Source organism: Nocardia sp. NPDC050435, assembly GCF_040655395.1.
Lineage (GTDB): Bacteria > Actinomycetota > Actinomycetes > Mycobacteriales > Mycobacteriaceae > Nocardia.
Window position 1 is genome coordinate 820,476 of record NZ_JBFAJW010000001.1, and the last position, 17,575, is coordinate 838,050.

Annotated in this window: 19 protein-coding genes; 7 read left to right on the forward strand and 12 right to left on the reverse strand. The window is 71.8% G+C overall.

Features of this window, described 5'->3' with window-relative positions; translation table 11 throughout:
- Positions 1-79 precede the first annotated feature (79 nt).
- Positions 80-643 (forward strand): TetR family transcriptional regulator, encoded by a 564-nt coding sequence (locus tag AB0I43_RS03975; protein WP_356973043.1) that lies wholly within the window; start codon positions 80-82, stop codon positions 641-643.
- A 30-nt stretch (positions 644-673) separates the two neighbouring features.
- Here AB0I43_RS03975 and AB0I43_RS03980 read toward each other — a convergent pair whose 3' ends face one another.
- From AB0I43_RS03980 to AB0I43_RS03990, 3 genes are all read right to left on the reverse strand, one after another.
- Positions 674-1,336 carry an MspA family porin gene (locus AB0I43_RS03980; protein ID WP_356973045.1) on the reverse strand — a complete coding sequence of 221 codons (663 nt, stop codon included), beginning with the start codon at positions 1,334-1,336 and terminating at the stop codon, positions 674-676.
- 50 nt (positions 1,337-1,386) lie between these two features.
- Complete coding sequence (locus tag AB0I43_RS03985; RefSeq protein ID WP_357431143.1) at positions 1,387-2,061, reverse strand: MspA family porin; 675 nt, start codon at positions 2,059-2,061, stop codon at positions 1,387-1,389.
- 142 nt (positions 2,062-2,203) lie between these two features.
- Positions 2,204-2,788: a CGNR zinc finger domain-containing protein gene (locus AB0I43_RS03990; protein ID WP_356973049.1), complete on the reverse strand. Its 585-nt coding sequence runs from the start codon at positions 2,786-2,788 to the stop codon at positions 2,204-2,206.
- Between the two features lie 87 nt (positions 2,789-2,875).
- Here AB0I43_RS03990 and AB0I43_RS03995 point away from each other — a divergent pair, with 87 nt between their 5' ends.
- Complete coding sequence (locus AB0I43_RS03995) at positions 2,876-3,742, forward strand: alpha/beta hydrolase (RefSeq protein WP_356973051.1); 867 nt, start codon at positions 2,876-2,878, stop codon at positions 3,740-3,742.
- A 41-nt stretch (positions 3,743-3,783) separates the two neighbouring features.
- On the forward strand, positions 3,784-4,431 hold the full coding sequence (locus tag AB0I43_RS04000) for a pentapeptide repeat-containing protein (RefSeq protein ID WP_356973053.1): 648 nt from the start codon (positions 3,784-3,786) through the stop codon (positions 4,429-4,431).
- 105 nt (positions 4,432-4,536) lie between these two features.
- Here the strand turns inward: AB0I43_RS04000 and AB0I43_RS04005 are convergent, their stop codons facing one another.
- The 6 genes from AB0I43_RS04005 to AB0I43_RS04030 form a co-directional block, all read right to left on the reverse strand.
- Positions 4,537-5,049, reverse strand: a complete 513-nt coding sequence (locus tag AB0I43_RS04005; RefSeq protein WP_356973055.1) for a DinB family protein — start codon at positions 5,047-5,049, stop codon at positions 4,537-4,539.
- A gap of 53 nt (positions 5,050-5,102) precedes the next feature.
- Positions 5,103-6,080 (reverse strand): BMP family ABC transporter substrate-binding protein, encoded by a 978-nt coding sequence (locus AB0I43_RS04010; protein WP_356973057.1) that lies wholly within the window; start codon positions 6,078-6,080, stop codon positions 5,103-5,105.
- An 81-nt stretch (positions 6,081-6,161) separates the two neighbouring features.
- Positions 6,162-7,133 carry a Gfo/Idh/MocA family oxidoreductase gene (locus AB0I43_RS04015; protein WP_356973059.1) on the reverse strand — a complete coding sequence of 324 codons (972 nt, stop codon included), beginning with the start codon at positions 7,131-7,133 and terminating at the stop codon, positions 6,162-6,164.
- A complete protein-coding gene (locus tag AB0I43_RS04020) occupies positions 7,133-8,053 on the reverse strand; it encodes an ABC transporter permease (RefSeq protein ID WP_356973061.1) in 921 nt (306 codons plus the stop codon). The genes AB0I43_RS04015 and AB0I43_RS04020 overlap by 1 nt, the downstream gene beginning before the upstream one ends.
- On the reverse strand, positions 8,050-9,036 hold the full coding sequence (locus tag AB0I43_RS04025) for an ABC transporter permease (RefSeq protein ID WP_356973152.1): 987 nt from the start codon (positions 9,034-9,036) through the stop codon (positions 8,050-8,052). Before AB0I43_RS04025 ends, AB0I43_RS04020 begins: the two co-directional genes overlap by 4 nt.
- Before the next feature lie 101 nt (positions 9,037-9,137).
- Entirely contained in the window at positions 9,138-10,952 is a 1,815-nt protein-coding gene (locus AB0I43_RS04030) for an ATP-binding cassette domain-containing protein (RefSeq protein ID WP_356973063.1), read from the reverse strand.
- A gap of 113 nt (positions 10,953-11,065) precedes the next feature.
- On the opposite strand from AB0I43_RS04030, the gene AB0I43_RS04035 reads away from it, so the two are divergent.
- Complete coding sequence (locus tag AB0I43_RS04035) at positions 11,066-11,779, forward strand: GntR family transcriptional regulator (protein ID WP_356973065.1); 714 nt, start codon at positions 11,066-11,068, stop codon at positions 11,777-11,779.
- On the opposite strand, the gene AB0I43_RS04040 is transcribed toward AB0I43_RS04035, so the two are convergent.
- Together AB0I43_RS04040 and AB0I43_RS04045 are read right to left on the reverse strand one after the other, a co-directional pair.
- Entirely contained in the window at positions 11,754-12,473 is a 720-nt protein-coding gene (locus tag AB0I43_RS04040) for an SDR family oxidoreductase (RefSeq protein WP_356973067.1), read from the reverse strand. The genes AB0I43_RS04035 and AB0I43_RS04040 overlap by 26 nt on opposite strands.
- A gap of 17 nt (positions 12,474-12,490) precedes the next feature.
- On the reverse strand, positions 12,491-13,609 hold the full coding sequence (locus AB0I43_RS04045) for a hypothetical protein (protein ID WP_356973068.1): 1,119 nt from the start codon (positions 13,607-13,609) through the stop codon (positions 12,491-12,493).
- A 64-nt stretch (positions 13,610-13,673) separates the two neighbouring features.
- Between AB0I43_RS04045 and AB0I43_RS04050 the strand changes: the two genes are divergently transcribed.
- From AB0I43_RS04050 to AB0I43_RS04060, 3 genes are all read left to right on the forward strand, one after another.
- Positions 13,674-14,354 carry a hypothetical protein gene (locus AB0I43_RS04050; protein WP_356973069.1) on the forward strand — a complete coding sequence of 227 codons (681 nt, stop codon included), beginning with the start codon at positions 13,674-13,676 and terminating at the stop codon, positions 14,352-14,354.
- A gap of 186 nt (positions 14,355-14,540) precedes the next feature.
- Positions 14,541-15,023, forward strand: a complete 483-nt coding sequence (locus tag AB0I43_RS04055; RefSeq protein WP_356973070.1) for a TrkA C-terminal domain-containing protein — start codon at positions 14,541-14,543, stop codon at positions 15,021-15,023.
- A 3-nt stretch (positions 15,024-15,026) separates the two neighbouring features.
- Positions 15,027-16,208 carry a cation:proton antiporter gene (locus AB0I43_RS04060; protein ID WP_356973072.1) on the forward strand — a complete coding sequence of 394 codons (1,182 nt, stop codon included), beginning with the start codon at positions 15,027-15,029 and terminating at the stop codon, positions 16,206-16,208.
- Here AB0I43_RS04060 and AB0I43_RS04065 read toward each other — a convergent pair whose 3' ends face one another.
- Positions 16,209-17,408 (reverse strand): DUF418 domain-containing protein, encoded by a 1,200-nt coding sequence (locus AB0I43_RS04065; RefSeq protein WP_356973074.1) that lies wholly within the window; start codon positions 17,406-17,408, stop codon positions 16,209-16,211. It lies immediately after the preceding gene.
- Between the last annotated feature and the right edge of the window lie 167 nt (positions 17,409-17,575).

Genomic DNA, 17,575 nt, shown 5'->3' on the forward strand with positions numbered 1-17,575 from the left:
CCAAATTCCGGAACGTATGTTCCGCATCAGGCTAGCATCGTTCCGGAACACGTGTTCCGTAATGCGGTAGGCTGCGGGAGTGGCCGACGATCGCAGACAACGCCGCGACGCCGTCGCGAATCGGGCACGCATCCTTACTGCCGCGGCCGCGGCGTTCCGGGAAAACGGCATGGCCGTGGACATGCGCGCGGTCGCCGCGGCCGCGGGCGTGGGCATCGGCACGCTCTACCGGCACTTCCCCACCCGCGAGGATCTGGTGCACGCCGCCACCGGCACCGACCTGAGCGCCCTCGCCGCCGCGGCTCTGCCCCCCGGCCTGCCCGCGCGCGAGGCGCTGCGCGAATTCTTCACCGCGACACTGACCCGGCTCACCGCCAGCAAAGCGATGCTCGACCTGCTCACCGCCGCGCCCCCCGACGACGCGGACCTGCGCCGCTGCCTGACCCACCTCACCGAACTCGGCGAGCAGGCCGTGCGCCGCGCGCGCACCGATCACAGCCTGGCCGCCGACGTCAGCGCCCGCGACATCGCCTATCAGCTGCTCGGCCTCGTGCGCGTGGCGCAACTACTGCCCGGACCGGACGCGCTGGGTCATCAGATCGACCTCGCGCTGCGCGCCCTGGCCGCGGACCGGGCCCGGTGAACGCGCCTCCGCGCCCACCGAGCCGCTCGCTCAGCCCAGGCTGAACGGCTGACCCCACAGGGTCACCACGGAAACGCCGTGCGCGCCACGGACTTTGACCAGCACGAAGGCCCGCGCCTGGGCGTAGCCGGCGCAGCCGTCCACGGCCAGGGTGGCATCGGCCCAGCTGACGCTGCCGGTGGGGCCGCGGAAGGAGTTGGCCTTGCTGTGTTCTTCGTTGCCGTAGTCGTCGGGGGCTTCCAGATCCAGGATCATCTGCCGTCCGGTCTGGCCGGGGCCCAGGGTGAGGCGCCCGCCCGCGCCGACGGAGGCGTTGACCTTGTCCCCGTTGGTGCTGAGGCCGCCGTTGGAGCTGACCCCGCCGCCGCCGATGTCGACCTGGCAGCCCACGATGTAGCCGGGGGCGATCTTGGCCCCGACGCTGGCCCGGTCACCGCCGGTGAGCTCGACCTGCGCGGTGCCCGAGACCCAGGTGTTGCGGTGCAGCGGCGTGCTGCCCATGGAGGGATTGATATTGGCCGACTCGCCGACCAGCCGGACAGTGATGGTCATGCCGTTGGGCAGGTCCCGGGTGTATTCCCCGCCGGGCAGCGGGATGAAGGTGTCGGCGTCGGCGGCGCCGGTGGACAGCAGCCCGAGCGCGGCGACGGCGGCCAGCCCGGAGGCGGCCACGCGATTTCTGCGGTTGAACATGAGGATTGACCCTTCGAGGGTTCGGTACGGATGGCTGCGGTGCGGCCGGTTCAGCCGATGCTGAACGGCTGCCCGTAGAGGGTCGTCTTGGAGTGGTTGTCGCCGACGATCTCGAGGTTGGTGTAGGCGCGCGCCTGGGCGTAGCCGCCGCAGCCCTCGATCGACATGTCCACGTGGGTGTAGTCCACCGAATAGGTTCCGGGGCCGACGATGTCGGCGCGCTCGAGCTGCACGAACCGCACCTCGCCGGGGCTCATCCGCACCCCGATCGACCCGCTGAGGCTGCCGCGCTGCGGGGCCAGCCCGGCCTTGGCGGCCAGCGACACCGCGTCGTCGCTGATGCTGACCTGGCAGCCGATGACGTATCCGGTGTTGAGCTGGGACGCGCCGCTGGTGGAGGAGTTGTTGCTGCCGGGGCTGTTGGAGGGCCCGCGGTCCGGGCCGACCTTACCCTCGGGAGTGTCGGTGACCTCGGCGACGACCATCCCCGACACCCACACCACTCGCCCGGCGCCGTTGGCCGCCAAAGACGGTGAGACCAGCGCGCTTTCGCCGGTGCGGGTGATCAGCGCGCCCGGTGCCGCCTTCTGGCCGTCGGGCAGCGGCACGAAGACATCGGCCGTGGCGGTGCCCGGGGCGAACAGCCCCACGGCCGCGACCGTGGTGCCCACGACGCCGAAAGATCTTTTGAGCACGCCGGATCCGGTGCTCGGAATAGTTGTCATCTCGTCCTGACTTCTCTCGGGATACGCCCGAGGCAGTGGTGCCGTCAATGCGTGTGATCGGCCCAACGCGAGCCGCATCACACACAAGGAGAAGCTAGCCTAACCTGATTGGTAGCGAGAAGTTCAGGTCCGCGCGCGGAATTCAGCGGCCTTCCGCCCCTTGGCTTTCCGGGCGCACGCCGGCAGCGTGGCGGTCGTAGTAGCGCGCCACCCGCACCCGGTTGCCGCAGCGTTGCGGGGAGCACCAGCGCCGGCGGGGATGGGCGGGCACGAACAGCAGTACGCAGTCGTGGGCTTCGCATTGCTTCAGGCGCGCGATCGCCGGGTCGGCGAGCAGGTCGACGGCGGAATCGGCCAGCGCGGCCGACAGTCGCGCGCCGCGCGGGCCGGTCCGGGTCACCGTCGCGGTGAAGGCGGTGCCGTCCCAGTGCAGGTCGCGGATCGCGGGCGCGGCGGACTGGGCGGCTCGCAGTCCGCGCAGCGCGCTCTCGGGTGGACGGCGCCCGCGCAGGAGCGCTTCCAGGATCGCGGCGAGATGGTCGCGGACCTCGCGGACCCGGCGCAGGTCTTCGGCGCTCGGACGCTCCGGCGCGGGCAGTCGATCACCTTGCCGGCGCAGCCATTCGGCCAGTTCCCCGGTGGTGGTCAGCAGATCGGTGCCCGCGGGGCGGGTGTTGACCAGATCCAATGCCACCGGTTCGCCGATCAGGAAGGGCTGCGCGCTCATGAACTAATGCTACATCGAACGATTGACACATTAGAAGCCGTCGCGTACATCTAATGCATCATCTTCGAGAGAAAGCATGTGAACGAGATGGGCCTGCCAGTGCTCCGCCACCACCGCCTCGACGTCGAGGGCGTGCACGTCTTCTACCGGGAGTCCGTCCCCGCCCGCCCGGACGCGCCGACCCTGGTGCTGCTGCACGGCTTTCCCTCCGCCTCGCATCAGTTCCGGCGCCTGATCGACACGCTGGGCGATCGCTACCGCCTGATCGCCCCGGACTATCCGGGCTTCGGCAACACCGAGGCGCCCGCCAGCTTCGACTACACCTTCGACCGGCTGGCCGACATCACCGAGGGATTCCTGCGCGGGCTGGGCCTGGACCGCTTCGCCCTCTACCTCTTCGACTTCGGCGCACCCGTCGGCCTGCGCGTGGCCGAACGCCACCCGGAGTGGATCACCGGGCTGATCGTGCAGAACGGCAACGCCTACGAGGCCGGGCTGTCGGAGGGAGCGCGTGCGTTCACCGCACTGCGGCCCGAGGATCCCGGTGCCGCCGACACCATCCGCGCACTGCTGACCCTCGAGGGCACCCGCGGCCAATACGAAACCGGCGTCCCCGACACCAGCGTGCTGTCTCCCGAATCCTGGCTCCTGGACCAGTATTTCCTGGAGCTGCCCGGCCGCGAGCAAGCCCAGCTGGCCCTGGCCTTCGATTACAAATCCAATCTCGCCCGCTACCCCGCCTGGCAGGCCTGGCTGCGCGAACACACCCCGCCCACCCTGATCGCCTGGGGCGCCGGCGACCCCTTCTTCCCCGCGCCCGGCGCGCACGCCTACCTGGCCGACCTGCCCGAGGCCGAGCTGCACCTGTTCGACACCGGCCACTTCGCCCTGGAAACCCACCTCGGCGAGATCGCCCCGCTCATCGCCGCGTTCCTGGACCGGCTCCCGGCCTGAGCCGCCCGGACCGGTCACCGGGGGCGGATAGTCTCGACGCCATGCCCCGCGCCCTGGCCGATCTGCCCTTCGCCCGCCGCCTCGAACCCTGCGACGCCGAGCTGGAACCCGATCAGGAATACGACAACATCCACCTGACCGGCCGGGAGTTCGACGAACCAGACTGCCGGGGTTCCCGTTTCGTCGAGTCCGCGCTCACCGAGCTGACGGTGCTGCGCGGGAGCCTGCGCTTCAGCCGCTTCGCCGATGTCTGGATGCGCGGTGTGCGCCTGGTCGGCACCAATCTCGGGCAGAGCGACTGGCAGGACGCCGAGCTGGTGGACAGCGCCTGGTCCGGGGTGGAGATCGTCAGCGCGGGCCTGCGCCGGGTCCGTTTCGAGGGCTGCAAATTCGAATCGGTGAACTTCCGCAACGCCACCCTGCGCGACGTCGAGTTCGTGGACTGCGTGCTGCGCGACGTCGACTTCGCCGAGGCCACCCTGCACCGGCTCACCTTCCCCGGCTGCACCCTCTCGCGCCTGGCCCTGGACCGGGCCCGCATGCAGGAGGTCGACCTGCGCGGCGCCCGCACCCTCGACATCGCCAACGGCCTCGACGCCCTGCGCGGCGCCATCGTCAACTACACCCAACTCCTCGATCTCGCCCCCGCCTTCGCCCAGGCCGCGGGCCTGATCGTGCGCGAGGACTGAGCCCCGCCCTCGATGCGGTGCATGCCGAAATGCACGCACCGCACCGATATTCGCGGAAAGACAAGCACCTCGCCGAAAGCTGCGATCTGTTCCTGCAGTGCGCGCTCAGCGCCGCCGCAGCAGGACGCCGCGGATGAAAGCCGCCTGGCCGGAGTGCTGGATGTCGTCGTCGATGACGCTGATCAAGCGGACGCCGAGGGTGACCGGGGGATCCCAGCGGGTGTCGACGACGCGGGGCAGGTCGGTGTCGGTGAGGGTGCGGACGTAGTCGACGGTTTGGGTGTGGACGGCGTCGAAGTAGCCCCGCAGCAGGTCGGCGGGTACGCCGTCGAGGGCGGCGATCTCGGTGGCGGTGTGCCCGTAGCCGGTGGCCGAGTCGGGGAAGGGCAGGTCGAATCGGCCGGACCAGCCCGCCGCGGTCCACACCTGTTTCAGGCCCGCCACCTCGGCGACGTGATCGTCCTGGACGCGGGTCAGATGCCATACCAGCCAGGCGATGGAGTTGGCGCCGGGTTCGAGGGAAACCCCGAGCTCGGCGGTGCTCAGCTCCGCGAGAGCGCCGTGCACGTTCTCCCGGACTCGGCCGAAGGCGTCGATCAACAACTCAGCACTGGTCATGTCCGGGACCAAGGCCCGGCTCGCGCGAGTTATTCCCGAGGGGACGAGACCGCTCAGTTGACGGTGACGCTGCCCGCGGCGATTTCGGCTTTCACCTTCTCCATCGCGGCGCTGATCTCCGGGGTCGTTTCGCACAGGGTGATGTCGGTGGCGCCGGTGCCCGAGGCCAGCCCGAATCGCACCTGCTCGGCGCGGAAGCTGTTGTCGAGCACCGCGCGCACCGCGTGCTCGAGTTCGGCGCCGGTGTCGCTCTTGACGTAGCCGGCATACCCGGGCTCGCTGCCGCACGGCTTGACCAGCGGGCCGCCCACCACCACGGCCCGGCCTTCCTTCGCGGCCTGGGCCAGGCCCTGGCGGCCCAGGTTGAGCTGCTGCCCGAACGCGCCCGCGCCCGCGCCGACATCGGCCTGGGCGGCCTGCTTGGCCTTGGCGACATCGTTGAAATCGCCGACATACTGCGGCGCCAGCACGCTCACCTCGGGCCGCACGTGGCGGGCGCCCTGCTCGAAAGCCTTGGCGGTCTTGACGATCGCGGGCAGTTCCATACCGCCGACGAAGGCGACCTTGCCGGTGCGGGAGACCAGCGCGGCGTACGCGCCGGCCAGGAATCCACCGTCGGCCTGGACCGGGTCGTAGTAGGCCAGGTTGGCCAGCGGGACGGCGTCGGCGGGCCCGCCGATCTCGACGAACTTCACCTTCGGGAACGCGGGCGCGACCTGGCGCAGCACCGAATCGGTCTGCCCGCCGAAGGACACGACCAGTCCGGAGCCGGTCGCCAGGCGGGTGAGCACCTGCTGGTAGTCGGCGGCCGCGACCTGTTCGACCTTGGTCAGCGCGACCCGATCGCCCAGGCTCTGTTGCAGGCGCTGATAGCCCTCGTAGCCGGATTGCATGAATCCGTCGTCGGAGAGCGAGCCGGGGAACAGCACACCGACTTTCAGGGCGCCGCCGGCGCTGTCGGAGCCGGCACTGCAGGCGGGGAGCGTGCCTGCCGCGAGGGCGAGCAGGGCGGCGACGGCGAGCTTCTTCATGGGTGTTTCCTTCGAACTTTAGTGGTATGCCATTAACCTAGAAGTGCTGGATTACCAGCGGGTTTCGCGCGCGTATCGCGCTCACGCCGTCAAATCGACCTCGGTGCCCAGCCCGCGGGCGCGCGCGGTGTCGAGCAGCAGCCGCGCCACCGCCAGATCCTGCAGACCCACCCCCAGGGAGTTGTAGAGGGTGATCTGATCACCGCTGCTGCGACCGGGTTTCGCGCCGATGAGCACCTCGCCGATCTCGTCGGCGAAATGCGCGGCCCCGATCACCCCCTCACGCAGCGGAATCAGCACGTCCCCGGACTCGTGCCCGGCGGTGAGCCGGCTGTCCACCACCACCCGGGCCCGCCGGATCCCCTCGGAGTCGATCTCGCGATGATCCGCGCGCGGCGGCGCGCCCACCGCGTTCACGTGCAGGCCCGGCGCGAACCACGCGCCCCGCACCACCGGCTGCTTGGCGGGGGTCAGCGTGCACAGCACGTCCGCGGCGCGCACCACCTGCTCGGGCGAGTCGGCCGCCTGCGCGCCGGTGGCCTCGGCGAAGGCCCGCGCGGTCGCCGCGCTGCGGCTCCACACCAGCACCCGGTCGAACTCGTGCACCACCCGCAGCGCGGCCAGATGGGCGTGCGCCAACGCGCCCGCGCCCACCAGGCCCAGCACCCGGCTCTCGGAGCGGGCCAGCGCGGCCGTGGCGACCGCCGACGCCGCGGCCGTGCGTACCCGGGTGACCGCGGCGCCGTCGATCAGCGCCGCACAGGAACCGTCCCCGGTCGCCACGGCCAGGATCGCCGAACGCTGTGCGGGCAGCCCGATCTCGCGATTGCCCGGCATATCGGCCAGCAGCTTGACCACCGCCAGCCCGGCCGGACGCGAGGCCGCGGCCATGGCCAGGAAACTCGACTCCGAGCCGGGCAGCCGCAGCGCCGGCGGCGCGGGCGCGAGCGCCTCACCGCGCGCCAGGTCGGCGTGCGCGGCGCGCACCGCCGCGATCACCTCCGGCAGGGCGATCATCGACAGCACCTCGGAGCGGGTCAGGATCAGCGTCATCAGGCCTTGGCCTCTCGCACGAAGGGATGGGTGAGCGCGGCCGGAGCGCGGGAGGCGCCGACCAGCCCGCTCACCGCCAGCACGGCCAGCAGGTAGGGCGACATCACCAGCACCGCGGTCGGCAGATGCCAGCCGAAGGACGGCGCGGCGAACTGCAGCGCCTGGGCGAGGCCGAACAGCAGGCAGGCCAACATCGTCGGCCAGGCCCGCCAGCGCCCGGCGATGACCGCGACCACCGCCAGGTAGCCGGCCCCGGCGGTGAGGTTGTCGGTGAAGGCGTGCACGTCGGCCAGGGCCAGGTGCGCGCCCGCCAGGCCCGCGGTGAGCCCGGCCAGCAGCACCACCCCGTAGCGGATGAGCGCGACCGGCAGCCCGGCGCGGTCCGCGGTCACCGGGTCCGCGCCGATCGCGGTCACCGCCAGTCCGAGACCGCTGCGATGACCGAACACCAGCGCCAGCACCACCGCCAGGCCCAGCCCCAGATAGCCGAGCGCGGTCTGGGCGAACAGCGCCGGCCCGAGCAACGGAATATCGTGCAGCACCGGGATTTCCACCCGATCGAAGCCGGGCACGCTGCGCCCCTCGGTGAAATACAGCCGCGCACCGTAGGTGGTGGCGCCCAGCGCCAGCGCGTTGGCCGCGATGCCGGTGACGATCTGATCCGCCCGCAGCGTCACGCTCAGCAGCGCCTGCAACGCCGCCACCAGCAGACTCGCCACGACCGCGCACAGCACCCCGGCCGCGGCGCTGCCGCTGCTGTGCGCGCCGAGCGCCCCGGCGAAGGCGCCGGTCAGCATCATCGCCTCGACACTGAGGTTGAGCACCCCGGCCCGCTGGCTGACCAGCTCGCCCGCCGAGGCGAGCAGCAGCGGAATCGCCAGGCGCACACCGCCGTCGAGCAGTTCACCCGCCGCGCTCATCGCGCACCGCCGGTGCGCAGGATGACCGCGCCGGCCACCAGGATGATCAGCACGCTCTGCACCACCTGCACGCTCGCCGCCGGAACACCCGCGGCCAGTTGCAGATTGATCCCGCCCGAGGCGAGCAGGCCGAAGGCCAGCGCGATGCCGGCCACCGCGCTCAGCGAGCCGCGCGCGAGCAGACCCACCACCAGCCCGGCGAAGCCGTACCCGGAGGTGAAGTGCTCGGCCAGCACGAACGGCACCGTCGCCACCAGACCCGCGCCCGCCACACCGGCGAGCCCGCCCGCGGTCGCCAGCGACCCGAAACGCAGCCGGGCCACCGGCAACCCCAGTCGCGCCGAGGCGGGGCCGGACAAGCCGACCGCGGCCAGCCGGGTACCGATCGCGGTGCGGCGCAGCACGATCGAGGTCGCCACCGCCGCGAGCAGCGCCAGCAGCACCGCGATGGTGGCCGGGGACTCGGGCAGGCCCAGCAGCGGCAGGCGCGCGCCCTCGGCCAGCGGCTCGGACTGGGGCAGGGTGTCCGCGGAGGTCACCGGCTGACGCAGCAGCGCCGGTTCGTGCACCACCAGCGTCACCAGGCCCAGCCCGACGAAGTTCAGCAGCAGCGTCGTGATGACCTCGCTGGTGCCGCGCCACACCGCCAGCCCCGCCGCGATCCCGGCCCAGCCCGCACCGGCGGCGAATCCGGCCGCCAGCACCAGCGGCACCGCCAGCAGCGGCGGCGTCGCCGCGGGCAGGTGCACCCCGACCGCCGCGGCCGCGATGCCGCCGAGCGCCAATTGTCCTTCGGCGCCGACGTTCACCAGCCCCGCGCGGTAGGCGATGGTGAACCCGGTGCCGATCAGCGCCAGCACCGCCGCCGCGTTGAGCGCGCTGCCCAGGCCGTAGGGCGAGCCGAACATGCCCGACCACAGCGCCTCGGCCGCGGTCGCCGGGCGCGCGCCGCCGATCAGCACCAGGGCGAGCCCGACCAGCAGCGTCACCGTCACCGCGCCGGAGTACACGACGAGATCGCGCCGCGCCGCGGCCGGCAGTCGGAGTTTCGAGAGCGCGGCGGGCCCCCGCCGGGAGATCGTGTTCACGAGGCAGTTCCGAGCATGAGATGGGCGATGCGGTCGGCGGCCGCGGGATCGGCCGGGTCGATGGGACCGCGCAGGCGGCCCCGGTAGGCGACCAGGACGCGGTCGCACAGGGTGAGCAGTTCGGGCACCTCGTGCGAGACGATCAGCACCGCCGCACCGGCCGCCGCGGCGGCCCGCAGGCGGGTCAGCACGGCGTCGACCGCGCCGAGATCGAGCCCGCGCGTGGGATGGGCGGCCACCAGGCAGCGCAGCGGATCCAGCGCCAGCTCGCGCGCTACCACCACCTTCTGCTGGTTGCCGCCGGAGAGGGTGCGCATGGGGGCGCGCGGTCCGGGCGCTGTGATGCCGTGCCCGGCGATGACCCGGTCCGCGGCAGCGTGCAGCGCGCGCCGATCCAGCAGGCCGCGCCGCCGGAACGTCGAAAGCCTGCCCAGGAACAGGTTTTCGGCGACGCTCATGGCCGGGATGCAGCCCTCGTGGTGCCGATCCTCGGGGATCACCCCGAGCCCGGCCGCGGTGCGAGCGGCCGGGCTCGCGTGCGTGAGGTCGGCGCCGTCGAGTTCGAAGGTCCCGGCCGCGGGGCGCAGCGCGCCACTGAGCACCGCGACCAGCTCACTCTGCCCATTGCCCTCGACCCCCGCGATCCCGGTGATCTCCCCGGGGCGCAATCGCAGGTCCAGGCCATCCAGCGCATAACCACCGCCGGGCCGGGCAAGGCGCAACCCGCTCACGCGCACTGAACATTCCGCGCCGCCGCCATCTTCTGCGCCGCCGTCCGCGGGCCCGCCTGTCACGCTCGCCGCGACGACGCGCACCGCATCGTCAGGCCCGGGTGCGGACTCCAGCAGGGCTGTATCCCCGCCATGCTCGGGGTCGTCCGACACCGTCGCTGAGTCCGCCGGTGCGACCCGGCCCGAGTCCGCCACTACGGCGCGGGCTGTGTCAGCCGGTGCGGCGTGGCCCGTGTCAGCCGGTGCCGCTGAATCATGGACCTGCGTGGCACGGTCCGGGTCGCCGGACCCAGCCGGGGACTGCGCGGCACCGAATTCCTGCGCAGCCCCCGTGCCGAGAATCAGCGCGGGATTCAGCTCGGCGGCCGAGCGTCCGATCATCAACTCCACCAGCGCATTCCGGGTGAACTCCGCCAGCGGCCCGGCTCCGGCGACGCGCCCGCCGCGCAGCACCGTCGCGCGATCGCCGGCGGTCTCGATTTCGCCGAGCTTGTGGGTGACCAGCACGACCGCGCGCCCGGAGTCGGCGATGCGGCGGCAGGTGGCCAGCAGGGCGGTGATCTCGGCGGGGCCCAGGACCGCGGTGGGTTCGTCCAGCAGCACCAGGCGCGGGTCGCGCAGCAGGCATTTGACGATCTCGACCTGCTGGCGGTCACCGACCGACAGCGCGCCGGCGCGGGCCGAAAGATCCACGCGCAGGCCGAATTCGGCGTCGAGCGCGGCGACCCTCGCCGCGAGTTCGCGCCGGGGCACGCGCAGCCGCAGGCCCGTGCCCAGGGCCAGGTTCTCCGCGACGGTCAGCTCCGGCACCAGGCTGAAATGCTGGTGCACCATGGCGATGCCGTGGCGCAGCGCGTCGGCGGGACGGCGCGGCTGATACGGGCGGCCGAACAGGCGCATCCGGCCGCTGTCCAGGCGCGCGCCGCCGTAGACGAGATTGCACAGCGTGGACTTGCCCGCGCCGTTCTCCCCGAGCACGCAGTGCACCTCGCCGGGGTGCACGCTCAGGTCCACCGCGTCCAGCGCGCGCACCGCGCCGTAGGTCTTGCCGACGCCCGTCAGCTCCAGTGTCGCCGCCACGGCCACCTCCATTTATTGGTATACCGTTAACTTGGCGGTCGGGTGTGGCCCCCGTGTTCCCGGCGTGTTTCGGCTGTGAAAACCCGTGCGCGCTACCGTTACTGTGGGTTCTCGTGACTGCCCCCTCGCTGCGCGACCACGCCTATCGGGTGCTCAAGCGCCGCATCGTCGAAGTCGAACTGCGCCCCGGCGCGCGCCTGGTCGAGCGCGATCTCGCCGCCGAGCTCGCGGTGTCGCGCATCCCGCTGCGCGAGGCCCTGCGCATGCTCGCCGCCGAGGGCCTGGTGCTGCTGGTGCCGCACAAGGGCGCGCTGGTGGCCAGCTTCTCCCCCGCCGACGTGCGCGACCTGTTCGACATCCGCGAGGTCCTGGAATCGCTGGCCGCCCGCCTGGCCGCCGAGCGCGCCACCCCCGCGACACTGGAACCCCTGCGCGCGCGCCTGAGCGCGGCGCGTGCGGCCACCGCCGCGGGCGAGGTCACCCGCATCGCCGCCGCCAACGCCGCCTTCCACGCCGAGATCATCGAGCTGGCCGCCAACCCGCTGCTGACCACCGTGCTCGGCCCGCTGGCCGCGCGCACCGAATGGCTGTTCCGCCTCACCGCTTCCCGCGACCCGGCCGAACAGTGCTCCGAACACGAGGAGCTCTACGACCTGATCGCCGCAGGCCGCGCCGAGGCCGCCGCGGCCTGCGCGTTCACCCACGTCGCGGCCGGACGCGAACCGAGCATGAGCCTGGCCGAGCAGTGGTCGGACCCCGACTTCGACCCCGAACTCATCGCCAGGGGCCGCCGCCGGCGCCCTACCGCAGGTACGAAGCGCCGTTGACGTCGAGCACCGCGCCCGAGGTCCAGCTCGCCTCCGGCGAGGCGAGATACCGGACGGCCGAGGCGATTTCGCCCGGCGTGCCGACCCGCCCGAACGGGCTCTGCGCCTCGACCTCGGCGGTGACCCGGTCGGCGACGCGTTCGGTCGCCACGAACCCCGGCGCCACCGCGGCCACGCCGATGCCGTGCGGGGCCAGCGACACCGCCAGCGATTGCGCGAGCGCGTGCACCGCGGCCTTGGTCGCGCCGTAGGCGGGATGATCGGGTTCGCCCCGGAACGCCCCGCGCGAGCCGATGTTCACGATGCGCCCGGCCACGCCGTGCTCGATCATGTGCCGGGCCACCCCGTAGCTGACGTGCGCGGTGCCCAGCAGGTTGACGTTCACCGTCTGCGCCCAGATCCGCTGCCAGTCGGCGTAGGAGGTCTCGGCCACCGGATGGGCCAGGTTCACCGCCGCGTTGTTGACCAGCACCCCGATGCTCCCGAGCGCCTCGATCGCGGCCGACACCACCGCCTCGGCGCCCTCGGCCGTGCCCAGATCGCCGCCCACCAGCGCGTGCCCGGCGCCGGGCAGCCCGGCCAGGGTCTGTTCGGCTTCGGCGCGGCGCGCGGCGTAGTGCACCACCACCCGATCGCCGCCCGCCGCGAACGCGGTCGCGATCGCCCGCCCGATCCCCCGGGACGCCCCGGTCACCAACACACCTCGACTCGTCACCGGCCCAGCCTGCCACGCTTGGCAACCTGCACGAGCGCGGGCGGCGGGAGCTGACATATCGCCCAGTGACCCAGGGCACAGGCCGTGGCAACGTCCTCTGGGTGAAACATGCGGCGCGGCAGGTTGTTCGGTACGGGTTGGTGGCGACGGTGGTCGCGGGCGGGTTGCTGGCTCCGGCCACGGCCGGGGCCCAGGACGCGCCGCCGGTGTCGGTGGCCACCGATCGCCAGGAACAGCCGATCGCCGAGCGCGACGGCATCGTGGTCTCCTATGTCAGCTTCCGGCTGCCGCTGCCCGCCGGCGCGCCCGCCCACCCCGACGCCTGTGACCGCACCGGTTTCCTGCGCTACCGGCCCGCCGGCGGCCCGGCCGAGTCCGCGGCCGCCGACGCGATCGTGGTGCAGCAGCAGGGCCTCAACGGCGGCGCGGTGAATTCCGATGGCGTCGCGGCCAATACGGTGCGCTCGGCCAAGGCCCTGGACCGCACCGTGGAATTCTGGGCCATGGCCCGGCGCAGCGCCTGCCTGGACGAGACCTTCGGTTTCGACGCGGCGCTGGCCAGCGGGAACTACCTGGACGCTGTCGACTACTACTTCAACGGCAAACCCCTCGAGGGCCGGGTCTTCCCGGGCTTCAGAGCCTCCCCGGACCTGCCGATCCTGGACGTGATGGGCGTGGAGCGGGTGATCCGCGACCAGTACGAGATCATGCTGCACGAGGTGCCCGACCAGCAGCGCCGCCAGCGCATGTTCGTGTGCACCGGAATCTCCATGGGCGGCATGGTCACCGGGCTCTTCGCCGACTGGGACTTCGACGGCGATCCCGGCACCCGCGCCGACGCCGGTTACAACCAGTGCGCCGCCTTCGCCGCCCAGGACACCATGGTGTCCTCGGATCCCGCCGCGATCCAGAACACCCCGTTCTTCCACGACGTCGCCAACGCCGTCCTCGGCCCGGTCGACGACGTGCTGAAAGCGGGCCTGGATTCGGGCGTGCTGCCGCTGCGCACCTTCGGCCCGGCGCCGATCATCGGCACCAAGGCCTTCCTGCTGTACCGGCTGGCGGGCCTGGCCGCGCACCTGGATCCCGACGGCGAGTCCCAGCTGCTGGCCCACCTGCCGCGCGAACCCGAACTCGAAGCGACCCCTGGCCTTCCTGTTCGGTCGCAGCTGGCCCGCGGTGCTCAGCGGCCAGGGCGGCATCCGGGAGTTCCGGTTCACCAACACCGCGCTGCTGGGCACCCTCATCGACAACAACTCCGGCAACTTCGCGCTGCTGCAACAGGGCGTCGGCGCGCTCGCGGGCGGGCCGGTGCAGGAGAAGACCTTCCCGAACGCGGCCCTGGCCACCCAGATCCCGGTGCTGGGCAACTATCTGCGCATGAGCGCGGGCCCCCAGGTACGCGTCGCCCCGACCGACCCCGGCACGCTCTACACTTGGCGCAACTACAACGACGTCGCCGGGGTGCCCTGGACCGCGCCCAATCGCGAGACCGCCGACATCCACGAGGTCGCCCGCCAGCTCGGCACCGGCGCGCCCACCGCCTACTGGGAGACCTACTTCCCGCTGCGGATCGTGGTGGACCTCGCGGCCGGGCTGGCGGGGTCGCGCACCGGCGACATGGCGAACCTGCGCTATGCCAACATGTCTCGCACCAAGCCGAACTTCGTGGCCTGGGCCGGGGACAGCGTGGTCCAGTTCGGTGTCGGCACGCTGATCCCGACGCCGCCGACCGCGCAGGTCGAACAGCTGCCCGGCTACACCCACATCGATACCATCGGCGCGGCCGCGGTCCAGAACAACGGCAAACCCGACTACAGCGGCCAGTTGCTCGCGGAGTTCATTCGCGGGCTGACCTGACCGTTCGGGCCGGTCACGGGCCGCCGATACCGGATAATCATCGGCACCGGCCGGTGGCACGCAGGGGGTGCCGCCGGCCGGTGCGCGTCGCCGAAACCTCGTGGCAGCAGCTATTTCCCGGACACGATCGGACAAACCGGACGGCCGGGTCCGTTGTGCGCGCCGCACCCCCGCTAACCTGGTGAGGTGAACGTTGAGGTGACTCCCCTGCCCGGCATCGGTGTGCGCAAGGAGTTCGCGCTCGCGCGCGGCCGGCGCCGGATCGGCATCATCGATCACAAGGACGGCTCGATCGATCTGATCCTCGGCAAGTCCGACAATCCCGATGTCACCGAACAGATTCCGCTGTCCGCGCACGAGGCCGCCGTGCTGGCCAACCTGCTCGGCGCCCCGCAACTGGTCGCCCAGCTGCGCGAGGAGCATCGCGAATTCGACGGGGTGACCACCCGCCAGCTCCAGATCCGCAAGGGCTCGCCCTACGACGGCCGCCCGCTCGGCGACACCGAGATGCGCACCCGCACCAAGACCTCCATCGTCGCGGTGATGCGCGCGGGCAACCCGATTCCCTCCCCGGGCCCGGAGTTCCTGTTCACCGCCGGTGATCTGCTGATCGTCGTGGGCACCACCGAGGGACTGGAGGCCGCGGCCGCCATCCTGGCCGACGGCTGATCGATGGTCGAACACCACACCGCCCTCGCTCTCATCCAGCTGGGCGCGGTGATCTTCGGCCTGGGTCTGCTCGGCCGGGTCGCCGCCCGCATCGGGATGTCGCCGATCCCGCTCTATCTCCTCGGCGGCCTGCTCTTCGGCACCGGCGGCCTGATCGAACTCCAGCACGTCGACGAATTCATCCATCTCGCCAGCGAGATCGGCGTGGTACTGCTGTTGCTGCTGCTCGGATTGGAGTACAGCGCCAGCGAACTCGTCACCGGCTTGCGCCGCTCCTGGGCGGCCGGCGTGCTCGACGTGGTCCTCAACGCCACCCCCGGCGTGGTCGTGGCGCTGGTCCTGGGCTGGGGCCTGACCGGTGCGATCGCCATGGCCGGGGTCACCTATATCTCCTCCTCGGGCATCGTGGCCAAGGTGCTCAACGATCTGGGCCGCCTGGGCAACCGGGAAACCCCCACGGTGCTCTCGATCCTGGTCTTCGAGGACCTGGTGATGGCCGGCTACCTGCCGGTGCTGACCGCGGTACTGGCCGGGGCCGGGTTCCTGGCCGGGCTGAAGACCCTCGGCATCGCGCTGCTCGCGGTCACCGTGGTGCTGGTGATCGCGCTGCGCTACGGCCGCTACGTCTCGATGATCGTCGACAGCGAAGACCGCGAGATCTTCCTGCTCAAACTGCTCGGCTCGGCGCTGCTGGTGGCCGGGGTCGCCTCGGCGGTGCAGGTATCGGCGGCGGTCGGGGCGTTCCTGCTCGGCATCGCAATCTCGGACTCCACCGCGCACGCCGCCACGAAAATCCTGGAGCCGCTGCGGGATCTGTTCGCGGCGCTGTTCTTCGTGCTGTTCGGGCTCAGCACCGACCCGGCCAGCATTCCGCCAGTGCTGGGCTGGGCGCTGCTGCTGGCGGTGGTCACCATCGCCACCAAGATCGCCACCGGCTGGTGGGCCGCCAAGCAGGCCGGGGCCTCGCGCTACGGGCGCGCCCGCGCGGGCACCGCCCTGGTCGCCCACGGCGAATTCTCCATCGTCATCGCCGGGCTCGCGGTCGCCGCAGGGGCGGTCCCCGCCGAATTCGCCGCCCTGGCCACCACCTACGTGCTGCTGATGGCCGTGGCCGGGCCGGTCGCGGCGCGCGTGGTGGAGCCGCTGCTGGTGTGGCGCGATCGCGGCCGGCCGGTGGTGAAATAGTCAGCGCCGCCACGGCGGCCACGCCCCGTAGGTGACCGCGCGCAGCAGCCACTCCACCGGACCGTACCGATGGGTGCGCAGCCAGCGCGCGCTCAGCACCACCTGTGCGGCGAAGGTCAGCAGCGCCAGCCCGAGCACCGCCACGGGCGGGGTCTTGTCGGCCAGGGCGAACCCGTAACCGGTGTAGAGAACCATCAGCACGACCGATTGCAGTATGTAGTTCGAGGCGGCCATCCGGCCCGCGGGTGCGAGCCGGGCCGCGAAGCGGGCGGTGCGCGCGGCGCGGGTCGCGGCCAGCACCGCGGCGATGTAGGCGAAAGTCATCAGCGGCGCCACCAGCATCTGCGCCCCGGCCCACCAGGGCGGCGGTGTCAGCCAGTGCATCGCGCCCGCGAAAGTCACCGCCGACACCGGTATTCCGAGGCCGAACCCCGCCAGCAGAACCCGCGGCGTCCAGCGCCGCACCCACTCACGATCCTCGAACAGCCCGCGCTTGCCCGCCGCCAACCCGAGCAAGAACATCGCCAGGCTCGGCACCGCCTGCCCGAACCAGATCACCAGCAGGAACTCCGGGAACAGGCCGGTCTGCGCCGCGAAGGTCGCACCCGGGCCGCCGGTGAACCCGGCATGCAGCGCGGGCAGATCGATGAACAGCGCCATCGACTCGTAGACATCGGAGTCCCCGGGACCGGGCAGGAACATCAGCGCCGACCACACCGCGTACAGCCCCACACCCAGTCCCACCGCCGTGCGCGGACGCAGTTTCCGCAACAGGATCAGCACCAGGCACAGCACCGCGTACAGGGTCAGGATGTCGCCGATCCACAGCAGATAGACGTGCACCAGGCCGATCACCAGCAACGCCGCGCAGCGCCGCAGCAGCCGCGCCCGCTCCGAGACGCCCGCGCGCCGGGCCGCCGCGATCTGCAGCGTGAACGAGTAGCCGAACAGGAACGCGAACAGCAGATAGAACCGGCCCTCGAACAGCGCGGTGACCACACCGTGCACCACATGGTCCACGGTGCCGTCGAACCGGGGCACCAGCTGTTCGCGGGTGCCGCCGAAACTGAACAGGGTCGTGGCGACCACGACGTTGGTGACCAGGATCCCGAACAACGCGAATCCGCGCAGCACATCGATCTCGGCGATGCGCCGCCCGGAACCGGTTGCGGCGGGTGTGGATTCGAGGGTGCCGGACATGCTCCGACGGTAGGGCGCGCGGAGCCGTCGCGCGTCGCTCCACCGGGTGATACCGCCCCTGACATACCCGGTGAACGAACGCGACCTGCGAGGTATTGACGCGCCACCGGCGGTGGCCCCCTGCACCCCAGGTCTGCGACTTTCAGGGGCGCGACCCTGCCACGCGA